At 34.4% G+C, this 20,465-nt stretch carries 24 protein-coding genes; all 24 read left to right on the plus strand.

What is annotated here, in order from left to right; all coding sequences use genetic code 11:
* Positions 1–28 precede the first annotated feature (28 nt).
* Positions 29–1,201 carry a phage major capsid protein gene (locus H8707_RS04490; RefSeq protein WP_262428942.1) on the plus strand — a complete coding sequence of 391 codons (1,173 nt, stop codon included), beginning with the start codon at positions 29–31 and terminating at the stop codon, positions 1,199–1,201.
* 37 nt (positions 1,202–1,238) lie between these two features.
* Positions 1,239–1,529, plus strand: coding sequence for a head-tail connector protein (locus H8707_RS04495; protein WP_262428943.1), 291 nt, complete (start codon positions 1,239–1,241; stop codon positions 1,527–1,529).
* Positions 1,526–1,852, plus strand: a complete 327-nt coding sequence (locus H8707_RS04500; RefSeq protein ID WP_262428944.1) for a phage head closure protein — start codon at positions 1,526–1,528, stop codon at positions 1,850–1,852. The genes H8707_RS04495 and H8707_RS04500 overlap by 4 nt, the downstream gene beginning before the upstream one ends.
* 1 nt (position 1,853) lies before the next feature.
* Positions 1,854–2,216 (plus strand): HK97-gp10 family putative phage morphogenesis protein, encoded by a 363-nt coding sequence (locus H8707_RS04505; protein WP_262429010.1) that lies wholly within the window; start codon positions 1,854–1,856, stop codon positions 2,214–2,216.
* The gene (locus tag H8707_RS04510) at positions 2,213–2,539 is read left to right on the plus strand and encodes a hypothetical protein (protein WP_262428945.1); all 327 of its coding nucleotides are present in this window, start codon (positions 2,213–2,215) and stop codon (positions 2,537–2,539) included. Before H8707_RS04505 ends, H8707_RS04510 begins: the two co-directional genes overlap by 4 nt.
* Positions 2,540–3,106 carry a major tail protein gene (locus tag H8707_RS04515; RefSeq protein WP_262428946.1) on the plus strand — a complete coding sequence of 189 codons (567 nt, stop codon included), beginning with the start codon at positions 2,540–2,542 and terminating at the stop codon, positions 3,104–3,106. It abuts the gene before it with no gap.
* 1 nt (position 3,107) lies between these two features.
* Positions 3,108–3,407 carry a phage tail assembly chaperone G gene (gene gpG / locus H8707_RS04520; protein WP_262428947.1) on the plus strand — a complete coding sequence of 100 codons (300 nt, stop codon included), beginning with the start codon at positions 3,108–3,110 and terminating at the stop codon, positions 3,405–3,407.
* An 11-nt stretch (positions 3,408–3,418) separates the two neighbouring features.
* On the plus strand, positions 3,419–3,574 hold the full coding sequence (locus tag H8707_RS04525; protein WP_262428948.1) for a hypothetical protein: 156 nt from the start codon (positions 3,419–3,421) through the stop codon (positions 3,572–3,574).
* 48 nt (positions 3,575–3,622) lie between these two features.
* On the plus strand, positions 3,623–6,868 hold the full coding sequence (locus H8707_RS04530) for a phage tail tape measure protein (protein WP_262428949.1): 3,246 nt from the start codon (positions 3,623–3,625) through the stop codon (positions 6,866–6,868).
* Between the two features lie 10 nt (positions 6,869–6,878).
* Positions 6,879–7,730 carry a phage tail family protein gene (locus H8707_RS04535; protein WP_262428950.1) on the plus strand — a complete coding sequence of 284 codons (852 nt, stop codon included), beginning with the start codon at positions 6,879–6,881 and terminating at the stop codon, positions 7,728–7,730.
* A 16-nt stretch (positions 7,731–7,746) separates the two neighbouring features.
* Entirely contained in the window at positions 7,747–8,982 is a 1,236-nt protein-coding gene (locus tag H8707_RS04540) for a hypothetical protein (RefSeq protein ID WP_262428951.1), read from the plus strand.
* 11 nt (positions 8,983–8,993) lie between these two features.
* Complete coding sequence (locus tag H8707_RS04545; protein ID WP_262428952.1) at positions 8,994–9,305, plus strand: hypothetical protein; 312 nt, start codon at positions 8,994–8,996, stop codon at positions 9,303–9,305.
* On the plus strand, positions 9,302–9,496 hold the full coding sequence (locus H8707_RS04550) for a hypothetical protein (RefSeq protein ID WP_262428953.1): 195 nt from the start codon (positions 9,302–9,304) through the stop codon (positions 9,494–9,496). The genes H8707_RS04545 and H8707_RS04550 overlap by 4 nt, the downstream gene beginning before the upstream one ends.
* Before the next feature lie 114 nt (positions 9,497–9,610).
* The gene (locus H8707_RS04555) at positions 9,611–10,750 is read left to right on the plus strand and encodes a hypothetical protein (RefSeq protein ID WP_262428954.1); all 1,140 of its coding nucleotides are present in this window, start codon (positions 9,611–9,613) and stop codon (positions 10,748–10,750) included.
* Positions 10,751–10,763: 13 nt separating this feature from the next.
* Positions 10,764–11,861, plus strand: coding sequence for a siphovirus ReqiPepy6 Gp37-like family protein (locus H8707_RS04560; protein ID WP_262428955.1), 1,098 nt, complete (start codon positions 10,764–10,766; stop codon positions 11,859–11,861).
* A 48-nt stretch (positions 11,862–11,909) separates the two neighbouring features.
* Positions 11,910–12,311 carry a phage holin family protein gene (locus H8707_RS04565; protein ID WP_262428956.1) on the plus strand — a complete coding sequence of 134 codons (402 nt, stop codon included), beginning with the start codon at positions 11,910–11,912 and terminating at the stop codon, positions 12,309–12,311.
* Positions 12,312–13,004, plus strand: coding sequence for an N-acetylmuramoyl-L-alanine amidase family protein (locus H8707_RS04570; protein WP_316699600.1), 693 nt, complete (start codon positions 12,312–12,314; stop codon positions 13,002–13,004).
* Between the two features lie 162 nt (positions 13,005–13,166).
* Positions 13,167–14,036 (plus strand): tyrosine-type recombinase/integrase, encoded by an 870-nt coding sequence (locus H8707_RS04575; protein WP_262428957.1) that lies wholly within the window; start codon positions 13,167–13,169, stop codon positions 14,034–14,036.
* A 15-nt stretch (positions 14,037–14,051) separates the two neighbouring features.
* Positions 14,052–14,801 (plus strand): hypothetical protein, encoded by a 750-nt coding sequence (locus tag H8707_RS04580; protein ID WP_262428958.1) that lies wholly within the window; start codon positions 14,052–14,054, stop codon positions 14,799–14,801.
* Positions 14,802–14,997: 196 nt separating this feature from the next.
* Positions 14,998–16,326, plus strand: coding sequence for a hypothetical protein (locus tag H8707_RS04585; RefSeq protein ID WP_262428959.1), 1,329 nt, complete (start codon positions 14,998–15,000; stop codon positions 16,324–16,326).
* Between the two features lie 244 nt (positions 16,327–16,570).
* Entirely contained in the window at positions 16,571–16,942 is a 372-nt protein-coding gene (gene tnpA, locus H8707_RS04590; RefSeq protein ID WP_262428960.1) for an IS66 family insertion sequence element accessory protein TnpA, read from the plus strand.
* Entirely contained in the window at positions 16,936–17,289 is a 354-nt protein-coding gene (gene tnpB, locus H8707_RS04595) for an IS66 family insertion sequence element accessory protein TnpB (RefSeq protein ID WP_262428961.1), read from the plus strand. Before tnpA ends, tnpB begins: the two co-directional genes overlap by 7 nt.
* 130 nt (positions 17,290–17,419) lie before the next feature.
* Positions 17,420–18,979, plus strand: coding sequence for an IS66 family transposase (gene tnpC, locus H8707_RS04600; RefSeq protein ID WP_394354633.1), 1,560 nt, complete (start codon positions 17,420–17,422; stop codon positions 18,977–18,979).
* A 187-nt stretch (positions 18,980–19,166) separates the two neighbouring features.
* The gene (locus tag H8707_RS04605; protein ID WP_262428963.1) at positions 19,167–20,336 is read left to right on the plus strand and encodes an FRG domain-containing protein; all 1,170 of its coding nucleotides are present in this window, start codon (positions 19,167–19,169) and stop codon (positions 20,334–20,336) included.
* Positions 20,337–20,465: the final 129 nt, after the last annotated feature.

Genomic DNA, 20,465 nt, shown 5'->3' on the forward strand with positions numbered 1-20,465 from the left:
TTTTAATTTCAGAAAGGATGGGATTATATTGAGTAAAGAATTAAGAGAACTACTTCAAAGTTTAGAAGAAAAGAAGGCGAAGGTAAGAAACCTAATAGCTGAGGATAAGGTAACTGAAGCTGAAAATATGATGGAAGAAGTAAGAGCATTACAAAAGAAAGTGTTAATGCAGCAGGAATTAGAAGCATCTGAAGCTTTTAATTTAGATGATGCTACACCCGTAAATAATGCAGAAAGAGATTTAGAAGCAGAATACAAAAGAGTATTTTTAAAAGGATTAAGAAAACAGAGAATTACTGCAGATGATTACAGCATTATTAATGAATATAAGGCTGCTATGCATGAAGGTGGAGTAAGCACTGATTCTGATGGGGATATGGGAATTATTGTCCCAGAGGATATTCAAACAAAAATTAATGAGCTTATGAGAAGTATGAATGATCTATCTAAAATTATTAGAGTAGAGAAGGTAAACACACTATCTGGTTCTAGGGTTTTAGAAAAAGACGAGGATATGGTTCCATTTGCAGTAGTAGATGAATATGGAGAAATTCAGGAAATGGACAATCCTAAATTTACACCAGTAACATATAAGCTGGTAAAAAGAGCAGGATTTTTACCAATTACCAATGAGCTATTAAAGGATAGTGATCAAAATATTATATCCTATGTAACAAGATGGATAGCCAAAAAGCACGTGGTGACTAAAAATAGTTTAATTATAGAGATATTAAAATCTCTATCAAGTAAAGATTTAAAAGACATTAAGGCTATTAAGAAAGTATTAAATGTAGATTTAGATCCTGCATTAAGTCTATCTAGTACAATCATCACAAATCAAGATGGATTCCAATGGCTAGATGAACAGGAAGATGGTAATGGTAGACCACTTCTTCAAGATGATATTACTCAACCTGGAAAGAAACTATTTAAAGGTAGACCAATTGCAGTAGTAGCCAATAGAACATTGCCTTCCACTGGAACTACCACAGTAAAAGCTCCATTTATAGTTGGAAACTTTAAAGAGCTAATGGTTCTATTTAATCAAGGGGTTTATGAACTAGCTTCTACAACTACTGGTGGAGATGCTTGGAGAAGAGATACTACTGAGCTTAGAACTATTACAAGAGATGATTGTGTGAAATGGGATACAGATGCAGCTGTATTTGGTAAACTTACTATTTCAACAACTGGAGCATAGGGGTGGAGTTTTCCACTCCTTTTGGAGGTGATAAGCCTTGCTAATTACACTAAAAGAAACTAAAGAATACTTAAGAGTAGATGGAGATGAAGATGATAGTTTAATAGAATCCTTAATCAATGCTTCAGAAGAGTATCTAAAAAATGCCACAGGTAAGACCTTTAATAGTACAAATCCTTTAGCTAGGCTATTTTGCTTAGTTCTAGTAGTAGATTGGTATGAAAACCGAGGTTTAACTGCTGGAAAGGTAGGAGAAAAAATAAGACCTGTAATTGATAGTATGCTTACACAGCTAAATTACTGTTACCCAGAGGAGATGGTGGAATGAATCCAGGAGAACTAAATAAAAGAATTACCTTTCAAAGATTAACTACCACCACCAATGAGAATGGCTTTGAAGTTGAAGAATGGGAAGATTTTAAAACAGCATGGGCAGGGGTTACTAATCTTCATGGAAGAGAATACTTTGAAGCTGCAGCTGTGCAAGCTGAACAGACAGTGAAATTTACTATTAGATACCTTGAAAATATAGACACCTCTATGAGGATACTCTTTCAAGGGAAACAATATAACATTACCGCCATTGATAATATAAAATACAAAAATGCGTATATGGAAATTAAGGCAGTGGAGGTGGATAAGAGTGGCTGATATGAAATTAGAAGGAATGGAGAATCTTCTTAATGAAATCGAAAAGCTAGGTAAGACTGGTTCTAGAATTGAAAATAAGGCATTAAGGGAAGCTGGAGATGTAGTAAACGAAGCCATTCAAAAGGAAGCACCTATAAGAACTGGAAAGCTAAAGGAAAGCATAACTGTATCTAGGGTGAAAAATAAGGATGGAGCAAAGCATGTAGAAGTAGGGCCTGATAAAGATGTGTTTTATAGTAGATTTGTAGAATTTGGGACAGTAAAGATGAAAGCCAATCCTTTTATGGCTAGAGGATATGAAACTTCAAAGGATAGTGCAATGGAAACTATAGAGAAGAACTTAAAAGAAGGATTGGGGCTATGAGCATAAATAAAGAAGTTTTATCAGCATTAAAAGATGTAGATGTTCCAGTAAGGTTTCAAACTTATACAGGTAATGAAGAAACATATATAACCTTTTTCACTTATCTAGATAGGCCAGAACAACACGCTGATGATGGCGAAATTGTTACTGGCTATTATGTTCAAATTGATATATGGAGCAAAGGTGATTATACTCAAATTTCAAAAACAGTCCATGAAAAGATGAAAGCTAGTGGATTTATGAAACAAAACTTTTATGACATTTATGAAGAGGATTTAAAAATTTATCACAAAGTAATGAGATTTTTTAAGGAGGTTATGTAAATGGCACAAGTAGGATTAAAGGATTTACATTTTGCTATTTTAAATAAAGACACCATAGAAGAATTAACTTATGCTGTTCCTGAACCAATGGTAGGAGCAATTAATGCTACAATAAACCCAACAGTAAATACTCAAGAAGTCTATGCTGATGACCAGCTTTGGGAATCTGTGTCTGCATTAGGAAAGATTGATGTAGAAGTAGAAACAGCAGATTTACCTTTAACTATAAGAGCAAAGATACTAGGAAATAAGATTGTGGAAGGAGTGCTTGTAGAAAATAAAGCAGATATTCCACCTCATATTGCCCTAGGATTTAAGAGCTTAAAATCCAATGGAAAATATCGTTATGTATGGCTTTTAAAAGGTGTGGCCCAGCCTATGGCAGAAGACTATTCCACAAAAAAGGACAATGTAGAGCATAAGACACCTAAGCTTAAACTTACCTTTATGCCAAGACTAAATGATGGAGAATGGAAACACACTGCAGATGAAGATAGTGCAGATTTCTTAGGAGCAGATACATGGTTTGAGAAAGTTCCTGGAGATACTACAGTAGTGGGAGGTTAATATGGAGATTATATTAAAAAAGGATAAAAAAGAAAAGACATATACCACTGGTTTCATCTCTGCCAGGATGGTTAGAAGAACCATTGAAGTTTCCCGAGGAGTGGATTTTGATAACATCACTCCTGAGGAATTAGATAAATTAATTGACTATATTGTAGAGCTATTTGGTAATCAATTTACTAGAGATGATGTCTATGATGGACTTCAATCTAAAGACTTAATTCCTACCATCACAAAATGTATTAATGAAGTAGTAGGTGAGATGACGGAAGTAACAGCAGGTGAAGGAAAAAACCAGTAGAGGGGAATGCCATGGATCCCCAAGATTTTATAGATAGCCTCTATCTAGCACTTCTTGATAAAGGCTGGACATTAAATGAAATAGATACCATGGACATTGTGTATTATTTGAAACTAATGACTAAGAAACTTGGAGAGGGAAAAGTATATATTGATGAAATTCTATAGCACCTAAATCCTAGGTGTATTTTTTATGCCCAAAGGCAGGTGAGATAAGTGGCAAAGGAAATAGGGAAATTAAATGTAGTAGTAGGTCTTGACTCTACTGGATTTCAAAATGGAATAAGTAGCTTAAACCGAGAGATGAAAAAAGTTCAATCGGAGTTTAAACTAGCCAGTGCTGAAATGGGAAAGCATGGGAAAGAACTAGATGGACTAAGATTAAAATCAGATAGTCTAACAAAACAAACTGAACTTCAAAGACAAAAAGTAAAGGCCTTAGAAGAAGCACATAAAAAATCTGTAGAGACCAAAGGAAAAGATGCCAAAGCTACACAGGATTTAGAGATAAAACTAAATAAAGCAAAGACACAATTAGCCTATATGGAAGAGGATTTAAAGAAAGTAAATCAAGAGATAGAACTTCAATCTTCTGGCTTTTATAAACTAGGAAAAGCATTAGAGCCAGTTGGGCAGAAGATGCAAGATGTAGGAAAAAAGATGGAATCTGTAGGTAAAGACTTAACTAAAAAAATTACACTTCCACTAGTTGGACTTGGTGCTGCTGCAGTTAAAGTAGGTTCTGATTTTGAAGCTGGAATGAGTGAAGTAGGGGCTATAAGTGGTGCTACAGGTAATGATTTAAAGATGCTAGAGGAAAAAGCTAAGGAAATGGGTGCTACTACAAAGTTTAGTGCCAGTGAATCTGCCGAAGCTTTAAAGTATATGGCCATGGCTGGCTGGGACACTACACAAATGCTTGATGGTTTAGATGGAGTTATGATGCTTGCAGCTTCTAGTGGTGAGGATTTAGGTCTAGTTTCTGATATTGTCACCGATGCCCTTACTGCCTTTGGAATGGAAGCAAAAGAGGCATCTAACTTTGCAGATTTACTAGCCAGTGCATCTTCAAATTCAAATACAAATGTAGCAATGCTTGGGGAGTCATTTAAATATGTGGCTCCTCTTTTTGGTTCACTGGGATATTCAGCAGAAGATGCAGCCCTTGCCTTAGGACTTATGGCTAACGCAGGAATTAAAGGGAGCCAAGCTGGAACTTCACTTAAAACTGCCATTGCAAATTTAGCAAATCCAACAGATAAAATGGCAGCTGCTATGGGTCAATTAGGTCTATCCATAACAGATGCCAATGGTGAAATGTTACCTTTTAAGAGTGTTATGGATGAATTAAGATCTAAATTTGCAGGGTTAACTGAAGAACAACAGGCCCAATATGCAGCTACTATCTTTGGAAAAGAAGCAATGTCTGGAATGCTAGCTATAATAAATGCTAGTCCTGAAGATTATGAGAAGTTAACACAAGCCACAAGGGAATACAATGGTGTGGCTAAAGAAATGGCAGAAACTATGGAGGATAATCTTCAGGGGGAAATTACTAAATTAAAATCAGCTTTTGAAGGTGTAGGAATACAGATATTTGAGATTTTAGTTCCACATTTACAAACCTTAGTTGAAAAGCTGCAACTTGTAGTAGAATGGTTTGGAAATCTTAGTCCTGCTACACAGGAAACTATAGTGAAAGTAGTAGCACTTGCAGCAGCTATTGGGCCATTATTAATTCTTGGTGGAAAGGTTATAGGTGGAGCAGGTACTATTATTACTTCTTTTTCAAAAGTATCAATAGCCTTAGCTGGATTAAAAACAGGAACTGCTGGAGTTACAGTTGCTACTAGTGGAATGGCTACTGGATTTAGTGCAGCAGGAATAGCAGCTAAATCTGGAGCTTTACTTTTAAATCCATGGACTTTAGGAATTGGAGCTGCTACAGTGGCAGGTATTGCACTATATAAGCATCTTTCAAAAGAAAGTATTCCAGCTATAGAACTATTTGGAGATGAAGTATCTGATTCTACAAAGAAAGCTGTAGGAGGATTTTTAGAATTAAATGATGAAGCTACTCTTGCACTTAATCAACTTTCATGGAGTGGTCAAGAAGTAACAAAGGAAATGGCAGAGGGGATAAGTAATAACTTTTCACAAATGGCAAGTGAAATTCAAGCAGGACTTGATAAGCATCATGAAGAGTCTTTAGGGAAGATACAAAACTTCGTAACAAACAGTACATCCCTTTCAAAAGAAGAACAAGATGAGATTTTAAATAACATGAATGAGGGTTATGAAAATAGAAAGCAAAGTATAGCAGATGGAGAAGCAAGAATAAAAAAGATATTAGATACAGCATCTAGTGAAAAGAGAGCTTTAACTAAGACCGAGCAAGAAGAGATAAATGCTATTCAGCAGGAAATGGTATCTACAGGAATACAGGTTTTATCTGAAAATGAAGTAGAAGCCAAGGCCATCATGGAAAGGATGAAGGCTCAAGCTGGAGATATTACTGCAAAGCAAGCTACAGAGGTTGTTAAAAATAGTTTAGATCAAAAGGATAAAACCATTAAAGCAGCAGAAGAACAATACAAAGAAGTAGTTAAGGAAATCATCAGACAAAGAGATGAAGCAGGTACTATTTCAGAAGATCAGGCAGATAAATTAATAAAAGAAGCTACTCGTCAAAAAGATGAATCCATTAAAAAAGCAGAAGAGATGCATAAGAAAGTAGTATATGAAGCTAAAGTACAGGCCAAAGAACATGTTAATCAGGTGGATTGGGAAACTGGTGAGATTAAGACTAAATGGCAAGTGATGAAAGATGATATAGAGACTAAGGCAAAAGAGATAAAAGAGGATGTAATAAATAGATGGGAAGAAATCAAAGTGGCTACATCTGAAATATGGGAAGTTACAAAAACATATCTAGCAGAGACTTGGGATTCTATAAAAGAAGATACACTAATAAAGGCTAAAAAGATAAAAGATGATGTAACCGATAGATGGGAAGAGATAAAAAGATCTACAGAGAAAAACTGGAATAGGGTGAAGTCTTCCGTAGAGGATAGTATGAAAACTGTGAAAGATAAGATAGATGAAGGAATAGGAAAGATTAAAGAATGGAATGCCACAAAGGTAAAAGAAAAGGTATTTAGTATTGTAGAGAAAATTACAAGGGTATTTAAAACAGTAACATCAGGCGGCGGAGCTGCATCAAATTATAGTGGAACAAGCTTTTTCCAAGGTGGCCTTACTATGGTAGGAGAACTTGGGCCTGAATTGGTGGAACTACCTAGAGGAAGTAGGATTTATAACGATAATGTGACTAAAAAGATGCTTTCTGGGGATAAAGGTATAACACAACATATAGTTATCAACAGTCCTACCCCTTTAACCCCATCTGAAACAGCAAGACAAATTAAAAATGCATCAAGACAACTTGCTCTTGAATGGTAGGAGGTGTGTTATGGAGAAAGTTGTTATTACTAATAAAAATGGAGAAAGCATCACCCTTGGGAACCACACTCCTTATTTTTTAGAAACATTAGATGGAGTTGGAAATATTCCAGTAACAATTGAAAGTCAAAAATCACCTAAACAAGATGGCTCTACTTATATTGATAATATGCTAGAAAGTAGAGTTATCTCCATTGAAGGGATGATTGTTACTAGAGATAATCCTAATGAGGTTCTAAACTATAGAAGGAAGATGCAAAGAGTATTAAATCCAAAACTTGGAGAAGTAACAATTACCTACTACCATGAAGATAAGATTAAGGAAATTAAAGCCATAGCAGAAACTACCCCGATATTCCCTAGTGGGCAAGGAAGTAAAGGACTCTTTTATCAAAAGTATCTATTACACCTACTTTGCCATCAGCCTTTTTGGCTTGATACTTACTATGAAAGTAGGGAAATGTCCTATCTTATGGGTGGTCTCAATTTTAGATTGTCTCTACCCACTAATTTTTCAAATAGAGGATTTAAAAGAAAAGCTGCGAATGTTGGGGATGTATCCACTCCAGTTGAGATAGAATTTAAAGGCCCAGCTACTAATCCAACAGTTACAAATGAAACTACAGGAGAATTTATAAAGGTAAATAGAGAACTCGGAGAAGACGATATTTTAACAGTATCTACTGTCTTTGGAGAAAAGTATGTAAGAATTAATGGAGAGAATGCTTTTCATTATATTGATTTAGGTAGTGTGTTTTGGCAGCTGGTTACTGGAGATAATATCTTAAGCTACCAAAGTAACAATGACAGTATTAAAACTAGAGTAAAAGTAAAATGGAAAAGTAGATATATAGGACTTTGAGGTAAGGAGGGGTTTAATGAGTGAAGAATATAGATTCTTTGATTCCATAGATGGGGAAGATGAACGATTTTATACAGCTGATGAGTTTGCAGAGTATTTTAGGCAGTTTATTAGAAATGGAATATTTAATGGTGGAGAGAATTTAAAAGTTGTTACAGATGAAAAGGATATGAAAATATCTATAAAACCTGGCTATGCTTGGATTGAAGGATATTTATATAAAATAGCAGGAGAAGATTTAATACTAGAACATGGTATTGCTGACCCAAGTTTAAATCGAATTGATAGGGTTGTAATTAGACTAGATAAAACCCTTGAAAATAGATATGTAAAAGCTTTTATTCTAGAAGGCACGCCAGAGTCAACACCTAAAGCACCAAGCTTAACAAGGAATGATAACATCTATGAAATATCTTTAGCTCAAGTGGAGATTATTGCAGGAAAGAGTTTTATAGAAAGCTATCAGATAACTGATGAAAGATTAGACAATACAGTCTGTGGTATTACAACCCATCTATTTGAACAGGTTGATACTACAGACATTTTTAATGAGTGGGAGAAATATTTAATCCATAAAAGGAATGAATCGGATGCAAGTTATGAAGAGTTTGTAACAGCTTATCAAAACATCTGGAACTCTTGGATAGAAGATAAGATATCAGAACCTAGTGGAGAATTTTATGCTGAGTGGAAATATTGGTTTAACGAGGTACAGGATACTACAAACTTGGTGACTAAGTCTCAGTTTGATGAGCATAAGATTAAAGTTACTACAGAATTTGAACAAGGGCACATGAGTATAGAAGATAAACAAAAGTTAGATAAGATAGAGGAAAATGCAAATAATTATATTCATCCTACAACAGCTGGAAACTTACACATACCTGTAGGGGGGCTAGTAGGTCAAATTTTGAAAAACATAGGTAATGGTAAAGCAGGATGGGCAGATAATATCAAGGCAGTATATGGAACTTATACAGGAAACAACGGATTTAATAGAGTCATAGCATTAGGATTTAAGCCTAAATTTATTTTTATTACTAATATAAAAATTGATAACAGTACCACACTATTTATTAGTGTATCAGTAGATAAAGGTGGATTTATGATGAATTCATCAGGCAGTTCCTTTTTCTACAATAATAATACTTTTGTACCAGTTGCAGTAGATAATGGTTTTAGCATAAGTGGAAATAGTGGTGGAAGGTTAAATTATAATATAAACAGATATGAATACTTTGCTATTGGATAGGGGTGATAGACATGATAGTCAGGAGAGATAAAAGCTTTGAGATTAATTCACTATTTCCTAATACAGATTGGTATGAAGAAGGAAATTATGTTATAGATGAAACTAAAACTGAGAATCACGAGCTTATAGAGAAGATAAAAAGATATTCACCTTTTATGGAATTGGTTATTAAAGATGATAAATTGGTGGATATTATACCGAATGAAGAGCTGAAAATAGAGCAAGATTTGCTAGAGAGTCTTATTCCTACACCAGAAGAAGTCTTTAGAGCAGAAATAGATTTACAGATAATAAATATATTACAGGAGGCTGATTTAATATGACCATAATACAAAAGAGACTTATTAATGCCTATACTGTATTGGTAATGGCAAATAGGCTTGAATTGATAGATGTACCAGAAACAGAAGTAGTTCTTGAAGATGGCAGTTCTTCTACATTGAGAACAGAGGTAGAAATTAAAAAGGCAGAAAGAGAAATTGAGGTATTATCTTCAGGAGTTAATACAAAATAATTCAAATGAAATATTAAACTAAAAATAATTATAGTAGAGAAATATTATTTAAACTGTATAATATTTCAAATTTTACAGGATGAATATGATACAATCAAGGTAATACCTAAAGGGATGGTGATTATCTTGAAATATGAAGAATTTTTAGAGGATAGTAATGTCAACAACTTTTCGATGGATTATTATAATGCAAAAGCTGCCCATTGTATTCATTTGCATGAAGGAATTGAAAAACGGGTGGCATTTGCTTTAATAAAGAAAGAGGCAATAATTAATATATTAAATTATAAAAAGAAAGTAGTTGATGATTGGAGAGAACAGCTAATTAAAAATAAACATACATCAAGTTTACCTTCCGAAGAATTTGAATATATTAATTTAAATATTTCAAGTGATTTTGCTCTAGAAATGTTAATAAACGAATTTTTCAGCCATATACATTCAATATTTGACCTAGTAGCTTTTTTATTAAATGAAACAGTACTTCAACGTAGCATTAAAAAAACAGAAGGAGTTTCATATAACAAAGTTATTGAGGAGCTAGAAAATAACAAACAGCACCTTGACTTATTAGAAATTTTGCAAGGAATTAAAGATAATGATTGGTATAAATACATCGATGATTTTAATAATTTAGCGAAGCATAGATATCTAGCTAATATAGAAAGCACATCTTATCTAGATACTAGTGAAATCGTGGTTAATATATCTGAGTTTGAAAGAAAAGGAAAGCACGAAGAAGAGGAAGCCTTCGATGTAATTTATATATGTTTTGATGAGGTGTTAATATTCCTAAATGATGTATTTTCATATATAAAAAAAGAGCTTCCTAATATTAAATTTGAGGATAGATATCATAGAGATGACATGTACTATAAGGCTCAGATAAGTACTGATTCAGGTTCTTCTGGTGCTAATGCATTTTTAATTACTGGAAGTAAAACATATAAAAAAGATGATGAGCTATATATAAGTATTGTAACTATAGATGATGAGTTAAATAGAGTGAAATTAAACGATGAAAATCATGTAGTTCGTGTATTTCTAAAGAACAGGAGAGAAGATGATTTACCATATGCCTATGCAGAACACGTACCCACTTATAAACTTAGGTCTAGATATGACTATATTAAATATAAAGTTAAAACTTCTAGTGAAATTGAAAAGGTTATGATTTTAGATTTTTTCGAACCTAAAAAGATTTATGGCAATAGATTAACGGACGATATTAATTTAATAGTTAATAACAAATAAAAGAAGGTGAGACATGCTACCAATAAGAATATTATCACCAACACTAGATTTACAGGGAGAGATAGATAACTATCTTTCCTTTTCTTTTTGTAGGAAATACTACACATCTGGAGACTTTCAGCTAGTCACAAATAGAAAAGTTCAAAATGCAGATAAGCTGAATATTAATCAACTAATAATGCTTGGAGCAGATACTAGAAAGGTAGGAATTATTCGATATAAAGAAATAAAAACAAATGAGAAGGGAGAGGAAATTCTAACAGTTAAAGGGCCTACACTAGGAGCTATACTTAGACAGCGAATTACTATTCCACCAGATGGAGAAGCCTATGATGTTCAAGATTCTAATGCAGAAACAGTCATGAAGCATTATGTAAAGAGGAATTGTTTTGATATTTCTGGTATGGAGTTTCCTATGCTTAAAATTTCTCCAAATCAAAATCAGGGTGAGAAGATTAAATGGCAAAGTAGATATAAGAACTTAGAAGAAGAATTAGAACTAATAAGTAGACTTACAAATTTAGGCTGGCATATATATTTAGACTTCAAATTAAAGAGGTGGATATTTGACATATATAATGGAAGGAATTTTTCAGCAAGCCAAAATATTAATCCTCCTGTTATCTTTTCACCTGAATTCGATAATGTAAAATCACAGGAATATATTGATAGCTTAGTGGGAGTTGGAAACTTTGCTATTGTAGCTGGACAGGGAGAAGGTGTGGAAAGAAAAATTGTCATGACAGGAAGTGACGCTGCTGGCCTTGATAAGCATGTCATATTTGTAGATGCCAGAGATATAAAAGACAGTGCTGACTTAGAAGTAAGGGGACAAAGTAAACTTAATGAATACAAAAGGACTATTTCATTTAAATCAGAGGTACTTCCAACTGGGCCTTTTCAATATGAGAAAGATTGGAACTTAGGAGATGTGGTGACAGTTCAGAATAAGGACTGGGCTATTACTATGGATACACGAATTACAGAAGTAACAGAAATCTATGAAGCTGGTGGGTTTAAGCTAAATGTTTGCTTTGGAGAAAGTCTTCCCACTTTAACAGAGAGATTTAAGCTAAGTTTAGGGGAGATGAAAATTGAAAGTACCAAGTGATAGGCACAACAGGTGTCTATTTTTTATGCTGAGAGGAGGAAGAGGTAAATGAAAAATGTGATTCATACTTTACAACTTATCTTTACCGCTATTGGTGGATATATTGGCTGGTTCTTAGGAGGATTTGATGGCTTGCTTTATGCACTGGTAGCCTTTGTAATTATTGATTATATCACAGGCGTTATGGTAGCAGTTCTTGAAAAGAAGCTATCTAGTAGCATTGGATTTAAAGGTATATTTAAAAAAGTTCTCATCTTTACCTTTGTAGGTATAGGTCATATAGTAGATATTTATATCCTTCAAAACGGAAGTGCCATAAGAACTGCAGTTATCTTCTTTTATTTGTCCAATGAGGGATTAAGTATAGTTGAAAATGCTGCAAAGATAGGACTTCCTGTGCCAGAGAATTTAAAGAAAGTATTTACAGAGCTAAATAAGGAGGATGATTAGATGGCTAAACTTTGCTTAGATTACGGCCATGGTGGGGAAGATCCAGGAGCTATATATAAAGGAAGGTGCGAGAAAGACGATGTATTAAATATCGGGAAAGAAGTGGCTAAAGAATTGAGAAGACATGGAGTTATCGTAGATGAAACGAGAACGAAAGATAAAACCATGAGTCTTAGAGAAAGAAGTAACTTTGAAAAGAGTGGTAGATATGATTACTTTATATCATTCCATCGAAATGCCTTCAAACCAGAGGGGGCTCAAGGTATTGAAACCTTCACTTATTTAAATCAAGGAGCAAAGGCTAAAGAACTAGCAGATAGGATACAGAAAGGATTAGTAGATATAGGCCTTGTAGATAGGGGTGTAAAGACTGCTAACTTCCATGTATTAAGAGAAACAAAAGCACCTGCAGTATTAGTTGAAATAGGGTTTATTGATAATAGTAAAGACAATAAACTATTTGATGAAAAAAGAGATGAAATAATAAAAGCCATATCAAAAGCCATCCTGTCTCAACTGGAGATTAAGTATAAAGAAGAAAAGGACTCTCTAGAAGAAGCTTTAGATATATTAATTAAAAAAGGTCTTATTAATTCACCAGACTATTGGCTATTAAATGCTAGGGAAGGAAAACAAGTAAAGGGAGAATTTGCAGCTCTTCTAATTGAAAGGGTAGCTAAGTTTTTAAAATAGACATAAAGCCTTGGACTTAACAGTTCAAGGCCTATTTTTTTAACCCTAAAAAGCTTAATTTTCCTATCTAAACTATTAGCTAATTATTAGTGATATATAACTTGCTATTACTGAAAAGTAAGTTTAATATGCTACTACCAAAACTTAACAAGGAGTGATTATATGCTTTACAATCAAGCTGTAGAAGAGTTTTTAAAGTATATGAAAATGACGGATAAGTCAAAACAAACCATTACAGGTTATGAAAAGGAACTAAGGTATATGAATAACTACCTAACAGTCAAACACAATTGCCCAATTTATGTGGAGGACATTACCCTAGAGGATATTGAAAGCTATATGCATTACAAGAAGGAAAAGGGACTAGCATCATCCAGTAGGAGAAGGGCCATTTACATTTTAAGAAGCTTTTATAACTACTGTGTTAAAAGAGGAATATGCGATAAGAACCTGCCTGACATGCTAGAACCTATTAAGGTAAAAGAAAAGGAAAGAGAATTTATTACGGAAGAGGAATTTGAAGAATTAGTAGGAGCAATCGATCAACTAGTTATTCGAACCGTAGTTCAAACCATGTTTTACACTGGGGGAAGGATTTCAGAAATATTAAACCTAAAGCTTGAAGATGTAGACTTGGAAGAAAGAGTCATCCACATCATTGAAGGAAAAGGGAACAAGGATAGGAACATTCCAATCAATGATAAGCTTTATGATATTTTACAGAATTATCTAGAAAACATAAGAGAGGTAGATGAATATATAGAGACTGATAAGTTCTTTGCTAATAAGTCCACTGGAATGGTTTCAGGAAGCTATGTAAATAGGTGTATTCAAGAAGCAACCAATAATCTAGGGTGGGAAAAACACATAAGTTCTCACATATTAAGGCATTCCTTTGGAACTAACCTTTTAGAAAAGGGAGCATCTTTAGTAAGTATTCAAAAGCTACTGGGCCACACTAACTTAGCAGTGACCTCAAGATACCTTCACCAAGACATGAGAAAGTTAAGTGATGCAGTAAATCTATTGTAGAAAGGGGAAAAGTAAATGGAAGAAAGAGAACCTATTTATGATAAAAAGGTAATAAAGATTTTAGATATGATGAAATACATGACTAGAGAAGATGCGGCTAAAGAATTAAAATACAAAGACTGGAGGGGTATGGACTCTTACATGAGAAGGAAGAACTTCCGATTTGATAGCATAAATCAAGAGTATGTTCCTGCTGCAACCAAGGTAAATAGCATAATGAAAGACCCTAAAAGTTACGCACCAGTAAAAGTAGTGAGTATTATTACGGCTTTTGAAGAACCTAATGCAGACCCAAGGCTAATAGCAAAGCAAGCTGGATTTAAAGACCATAAAGCTATGGCAGATTATATGAAGGAAAAAGGTTATGAGTGGAATGTGTATAAGAACAATTATGTAAAGATAGTAGGAGAACTTAATGAAGAGGAAGAAGTAATACCAGAGGCCTTTACTCCAACCGCTGGGGAGAAACTTCCTGAAAGTGTAGAAGAGTATTTGCCCTTCATAAGATTTCTATATGAGAAAAGAGATGATGTATATCAGCTATTATCTGGCACAAGGGAAGATGGGAAGATTCCAAGATACGCTCTTCCTGGAATGGTAAGAACCAAGGCTATTTATATGAATGATATGATAGCAAGGCTTACAGCAGAGTTTAGTAGAGAAAAGAATGTCACCCAAAGAGAAATAGTAGAAGCAGCCCTAGTAGAATATCTTCAGAAATATGGATACAAAGTAGAAATTGAAGCACTTTTAAAGAGCAACTAATGCCTATGAAAACCCTAATAATTCATAAAAACAAGCAAAATACTATTGAAATCTATATTAATAATAAGCTTAGATTTCCTACTAATATGAATAATGGTACTCATAATATGGATACCTACCATAAGGGGGTATTAACAAAGCCTGAACCCTTTGATACAAGCGGGGTTTGGGCGTTTTACATATATGGAATTTTTGTATGTTTGCTTATATTGACACTGCAAGCTTCAGAGTAGATAATAAGACAGCATACTTCACAACAGATAAGACTATCTTAAGAGATAAAAATGATGTTATCTTAACAACAGGTAAAGACCTAACTGCTAAATTAGCAATTGGTGATCAAGTAGATGTTAAAGCTACTGGAATTGATGCAAATGAAGTTAAGATTGTTAAGAAAGCTAGCGAATTTGCATTAGCAGATGCTATAAAAGCAGCTAACAAAGCATTAACTGATCATGTAGCAGCAGGTGGAAAAGCTACAAACACTGAATACAAAGCAGTAGAAGCAGCATTAAAAGCAGATCCACAAGTAGCAGCTAATATAACAAGTACAACTACAGCTTTAACAGCTTTAACAAACGATATTAAAGCAGCTAAAGAAGCACAAGTAGCATATCTAGCAGCAGGTGGAAATAATACAGATGCAGTTTACAAAGCAGTAGATACTGCATTAGCAGCAGATCCACAAGTAAAAGCTAATATAACAAGTGCAACAAGTGCTTTAGAAGCAGCAACAGATACAGCTTCAGCACAAGCTATAGTAGATGCAGAATTAGCAAAAGTACCAGCTACTTTAGTATTAGCAGGAAGTACTGCAGCAGCTCAAGCGGATATAAAAATAGCAGTAGAAGGATTAATTGACAATAACAAAGTTACTGTTGGTGTATCAGCTTCATCACCATGGGTTGTAACATTAACATTAAGAGCAGATGGAACTACAACAGCTAACAAAACAATTACTGTAACAAATGAAGCAACTGTAGCAGAAAAAGCAGCAGTAGATGCAGAATTAGCTAAAGTAGTAGATTTAACATTAGCAGCTGGTTCAGCAGCAAATCAAGCAGCAGTAGATGCAGCAGTAGAAGGATTAGTTGACCTTAATAAAGTTGTAGTTACTTCAGTAACACAAGGTTCTGGTAACGAATTTGCAGTAGTATTAACTGCAAAAGGTGGAACTTACAACGATAATAAGACTATCACAGTATCATCAGCAGATGTAAATGCAGCTAAAGCAGCATTAACAAATGCATCATTAGCTATGGTAAGTGCAACTACTGACCCAGTAGTAGTAAATGCACCAGCGGCAGCTAGTGGAATAAGCTACTTTATTACAGATGCAACTGACACTAATGTTACTACAACTGGTGCAGGAGCAAGTGCAACATCAGTATCAATCGCAAGAGATACTAGTGCTGGTAGTACAGTATTAGAATTAACTATAACAAAAGGTCTTATTAGTGAAACAGCTACATTTACTGTAACAGTACCAACAGGTACAGATGCAGCAACAATTGCTAAAAACTAATTAAACCCAAAACTAAAAACTAGAGACCTCTAACAAGGTTCTCTAACCAAAGAATGACCCCAGCGGAGAAATCCAAAGGGGTTCTTTTTTTCGTCTAAAATTAATTGATAAAATATTGTAAGCGCTCAATAATAGATGTATTTTAAATTTTCCACTACCATGAGACAATAGAATAAATTGCAACACTCTTAGAGTAAACACAAGTGTTACAAATACTATAAAAGTCTTTGGGGAGATACCAAATATGGATATGAGAAGTGTTAATCATCAGGCAAGTCTTGTGGAATGGCGAGAATTAATTGCTGAGTGCAGGAGAAGCGGGAAATCTGTAAAAGATTGGTGCGCTGAGAATTCAATAATTCCAAGTAAATACTACTATTGGCTAAGAGTAATAAGAAACGAAACTCTGGTTCTGGCTAACAATCACGTCCCAGTACCTCAACCACAATTTGTTGAGGTAAAGGTAAAGGAAGAGAATTATGGGAATGAGGCTTATGATAGTGAAAGCAGCATTTGTGCTACCCTAAAATTCGACTCCTTTTTACTTAAGATAAATAATGGTGCCGATGTAAATACACTTGAACATACTCTAAGGATACTTAAGAACCTATGTTAGCTGAATTAGGTGGAATCTTAAAAGTATATGTAGCCTGTGGCCATACAGATATGAGAAAGTCAATTGACGGACTATCTGCCATGGTCTCGCAAAACTTTAAGTTAGACCCTTTTGGTAAAAGTCTTTTCTTGTTTTGTGGAAGAAGAAGAGATCGAATCAAGGGACTGTTATGGGAAGGTGATGGATTTTTACTTCTATACAAGCGCCTAGAAGGTGGAAGATTCAATTGGCCAAGGGATGAAACACAAGTTATGGAATTAACCCCTCAACAATATCGATGGCTGATGGAAGGCTTATCTATTCATCAGAAAATCATACCAAAAATCGAGAATAAGGTGATAATATAAATGCTTGAAGCTACTGAAAAATACGGTGTTTCAAGCATTTTCTGGTTGTTTTTGAATCGTTAAAATGGTATAATATACTCAAAGATAAGACCATAAGAAAGGCTAAATTCCAATGAATGAGAACTCTTTGATAAGAACACTTCAGGATACAATTGAATCTCAGAACAAAACCATTGAAGGTCTTAGAGAAGAGTTGAAAAAGTCTAATGAGAACATGGAATTTCTCATTAAAAAGCTCTATGGAAGAAAGACCGAGAAAACATCTGCAATAGATGGGCAGCTAGTAATTAGTGATATTTCATTAGGTTTATTCAATGAGGCAGAAAAAGAAGCAGATCTATCTGTTCTAGAACCAGTTCCATTTGAGGAGCCAGTAAAAAGAACAAGAAAAGGCTACAAGAGAAAAGATCTCTTCAAAGACCTACCACAACAAGATCATGTCTACAAATTGGATAAATCTCAACAAATATGTCCAATTGATGGTGATAATCTTTCTGTAGTAGGGAAAAAATTTTTAAGATCAGAAATAAAATATGTCCCTGCCGAAATCAGCATAGTTAACATATATCAAGAAACTTATGAATGTAGAACATGTAAAAAAGAGAACAGACCAGGGGTATTTAACCCATATATGCCAGAGCCTGTACTTCAGCATTCCTATGCCACAGCTTCTAGTGTAGCATGGACCATGTATCAGAAATTTGTACAGTCAGTTCCTCTATATCGACAGGAGAAAGATTGGAAGCAGATGGGCTTTCCATTAAGCCGTGCAACTCTTTCTAACTGGATCATAAAAACATCGGAAGAATGGCTAACTCCTGTAGTAGAGAAACTACGAGAGGAACTCCTTAAAGAGACGTATTTGCACGCTGATGAGACTCCTGTACAGGTTTTTAATGAAGAGGGTAAGAAAAACACTACAAAATCATATATGTGGGTGTATTCTACTTCAACTAATTCAGAGCGTGGAATTAGAATATTTAAATATGCTACAGGTAGAGCAGGAGACAATGCCAAGGACTTCCTTAAAGGATTCGATGGATATCTACATACCGATGCTTACTCAGGTTATGGAAAGGTTAAAGACATCCATCACTGTTTATGCTGGGCTCATGTCAGACGATATTTCACAGATGCCTTGCCTAAGGATATGAAAAGTCCAGAAGCTACCCTACCAGCAACAGGAGTAGCATATTGTAACCAGCTGTTTGACTGGGAAAGGGAGTTAAAAACCCTAACAACAGAAGAAAGAAAAAGAATGCGTCTAGAGAAGGAAAAACCTGTACTAGATGCCTTTTGGTCGTGGGTAGAAAGCTCAATTCAAAAAGTACTTCCCAAATTCAATATTGGTAAGGCACTTCAATATGCCTTAAATCACAAAGATAAACTTCAAACATACCTAGAGGATGGGAACTGTGTTATCTCAAATAACATAGCTGAGAATAGCATAAAACCATTCACTGTAGGAAGAAAGAACTGGCAGTTCTGTGGTAGTCCTGAAGGAGCTAATGCAAGTGCATGTGTATATTCACTTGTTGAAACAGCCAAAGCTAATGGACTTAACCCCTACAAATATCTAGAGTTCCTATTAACAAGACTACCAGGATCCAATTTTAAGACCAGCCCAAACATGCTGAATTTAATGATGCCTTGGGATGAATTAATTCAAACAACATGTAAAGCAGAATAAATACTTACAGGGATATCATACCGATATCCCTGTTATTATGCCATACATCTTTTATTGTACGCTTACTCTCCTCTTTTAAAGACCCCAAAACCTGACCCCAACAACTCTTCCCTCTTAGTCCTTCCCTCTCCCTTTTAACTCTTGGAAATTTTGTTGTATAATGAGGGTAAAGGAGTTGGGTGGATAGATGATTGAAGAAATAAATCTCAATGATATAAAAGAAATGATTGATAAGAACAATGAAGATAAGGAATACAATGAGAACTTGACTAAAGATTTAAAAAAACGAATTCATTCAAATAGCATACCAGATAAATCTTTATCCGAGAGTTTGGCAAGAATGGTGGCTGAAGATAGACATACTCCGGGACTGATTGTTTCATATCCGCATGGTACAGTTATTCAGCAGGAAAAGCGTTCTAATTACTATAGAGGAGAGACTGCATTATATAGTAGTAGTAAGCCTTCGATTTTTAGAAATACACCAAAGAACCCTGTGGAGAAAGTTGTTTACCATTTTATTTCTGAGATGAAAATATACGAGTTTTCTAAAATAATTGATAGTTTTAAGGTTGTAAGAGATTGGCCTTGTGATGTCTTATATAGAGCAATTGCTCAGCATTATGGAATTCCCACAAATTGGTTAGATATAACTAATGATTTTGAAGTCGCTTTATTTTTTGCATGCTGTAAATATGATAAAGAAAAAGACCATTATAGACCATTAAATCAATATGATTTTAAAGAAGAAAAAAATAAGTATGGAGTTATTTTTAAAGCGGATGCCTTTTTAGCTGGTTTAAGATCAGGTGCATCTGAGTGTAAGAGTAGTATCACACCAATAGGATTTCAACCTTTTATGAGATGCCACAGACAATATGGATATGCATATGTCATGGGAGAAAATGAAGATTTATATAAAAGTAATGATTTTCATATAATGAAATTTAAACATTCCATAGAATTATCTAATGAAATCTATCAACATATGGAAAGCGGGAAAAGAATATTTCCGAATGAAGGACTAGAAGATATAGCTGATGAGATAAATCAGATAAAAGAGGCACATACTTTTTCTAATGAAGCATTTCAGAATGTATTAAAGAGCTTTGATTTTGGCAAACAGAACGTAAATATAGAAAAAGAATTAAATAAGAGAAATATACAAATAGGAAAATCTCCTATAAAAATTAGTCGGCAGAGAGTTCGTAAAATAGATCAAAAATATAAAAAATCAGATTCTTCAAAAGAATTTAAGCTGCCTATTCACGCTAGAACATCTTATGTACCGGAAGGTGGAGATAAATTTTATTTATCCGTGAATTACAAAACATTAGGAAAATATGAAGATAAATAATTCCATTTTTCCCTCCAAAGCCTGACCTTACAATCGGAGAATTAAACCCTAAGTTCACTGCTGATGTCATCCTGAGTTTCACAGTATAATTTTTGCTATCGAATGATCTCTGGTTTTGAGACCCCAAAG

This window comes from Paratissierella segnis (assembly GCF_014385195.1).
GTDB classification, from domain to species: domain Bacteria; phylum Bacillota; class Clostridia; order Tissierellales; family Tissierellaceae; genus Paratissierella; species Paratissierella segnis.

What these genes read in the sequence shown, in the direction of transcription:
- H8707_RS04525 (WP_262428948.1), top strand. Translation starts at nt 3,419, where the DNA reads ATGGATCCCCAAGATTTTATAGATAGCCTCTATCTAGCACTTCTTGAT.
- H8707_RS04585 (WP_262428959.1), top strand. Translation starts at nt 14,998, where the DNA reads ATGTTTGCTTATATTGACACTGCAAGCTTCAGAGTAGATAATAAGACA.
- tnpA (WP_262428960.1), top strand. Translation starts at nt 16,571, where the DNA reads ATGGATATGAGAAGTGTTAATCATCAGGCAAGTCTTGTGGAATGGCGA.
- H8707_RS04505 (WP_262429010.1), top strand. Translation starts at nt 1,854, where the DNA reads ATGAAATTAGAAGGAATGGAGAATCTTCTTAATGAAATCGAAAAGCTA.
- H8707_RS04605 (WP_262428963.1), top strand. Translation starts at nt 19,167, where the DNA reads ATGATTGAAGAAATAAATCTCAATGATATAAAAGAAATGATTGATAAG.
- H8707_RS04575 (WP_262428957.1), top strand. Translation starts at nt 13,167, where the DNA reads ATGCTTTACAATCAAGCTGTAGAAGAGTTTTTAAAGTATATGAAAATG.
- H8707_RS04550 (WP_262428953.1), top strand. Translation starts at nt 9,302, where the DNA reads ATGACCATAATACAAAAGAGACTTATTAATGCCTATACTGTATTGGTA.
- H8707_RS04545 (WP_262428952.1), top strand. Translation starts at nt 8,994, where the DNA reads ATGATAGTCAGGAGAGATAAAAGCTTTGAGATTAATTCACTATTTCCT.
- H8707_RS04580 (WP_262428958.1), top strand. Translation starts at nt 14,052, where the DNA reads ATGGAAGAAAGAGAACCTATTTATGATAAAAAGGTAATAAAGATTTTA.
- H8707_RS04555 (WP_262428954.1), top strand. Translation starts at nt 9,611, where the DNA reads ATGGTGATTATCTTGAAATATGAAGAATTTTTAGAGGATAGTAATGTC.
- H8707_RS04510 (WP_262428945.1), top strand. Translation starts at nt 2,213, where the DNA reads ATGAGCATAAATAAAGAAGTTTTATCAGCATTAAAAGATGTAGATGTT.
- H8707_RS04515 (WP_262428946.1), top strand. Translation starts at nt 2,540, where the DNA reads ATGGCACAAGTAGGATTAAAGGATTTACATTTTGCTATTTTAAATAAA.
- H8707_RS04560 (WP_262428955.1), top strand. Translation starts at nt 10,764, where the DNA reads ATGCTACCAATAAGAATATTATCACCAACACTAGATTTACAGGGAGAG.
- gpG (WP_262428947.1), top strand. Translation starts at nt 3,108, where the DNA reads ATGGAGATTATATTAAAAAAGGATAAAAAAGAAAAGACATATACCACT.
- H8707_RS04565 (WP_262428956.1), top strand. Translation starts at nt 11,910, where the DNA reads ATGAAAAATGTGATTCATACTTTACAACTTATCTTTACCGCTATTGGT.
- tnpB (WP_262428961.1), top strand. Translation starts at nt 16,936, where the DNA reads ATGTTAGCTGAATTAGGTGGAATCTTAAAAGTATATGTAGCCTGTGGC.
- H8707_RS04570 (WP_316699600.1), top strand. Translation starts at nt 12,312, where the DNA reads ATGGCTAAACTTTGCTTAGATTACGGCCATGGTGGGGAAGATCCAGGA.
- H8707_RS04535 (WP_262428950.1), top strand. Translation starts at nt 6,879, where the DNA reads ATGGAGAAAGTTGTTATTACTAATAAAAATGGAGAAAGCATCACCCTT.
- H8707_RS04540 (WP_262428951.1), top strand. Translation starts at nt 7,747, where the DNA reads ATGAGTGAAGAATATAGATTCTTTGATTCCATAGATGGGGAAGATGAA.
- H8707_RS04500 (WP_262428944.1), top strand. Translation starts at nt 1,526, where the DNA reads ATGAATCCAGGAGAACTAAATAAAAGAATTACCTTTCAAAGATTAACT.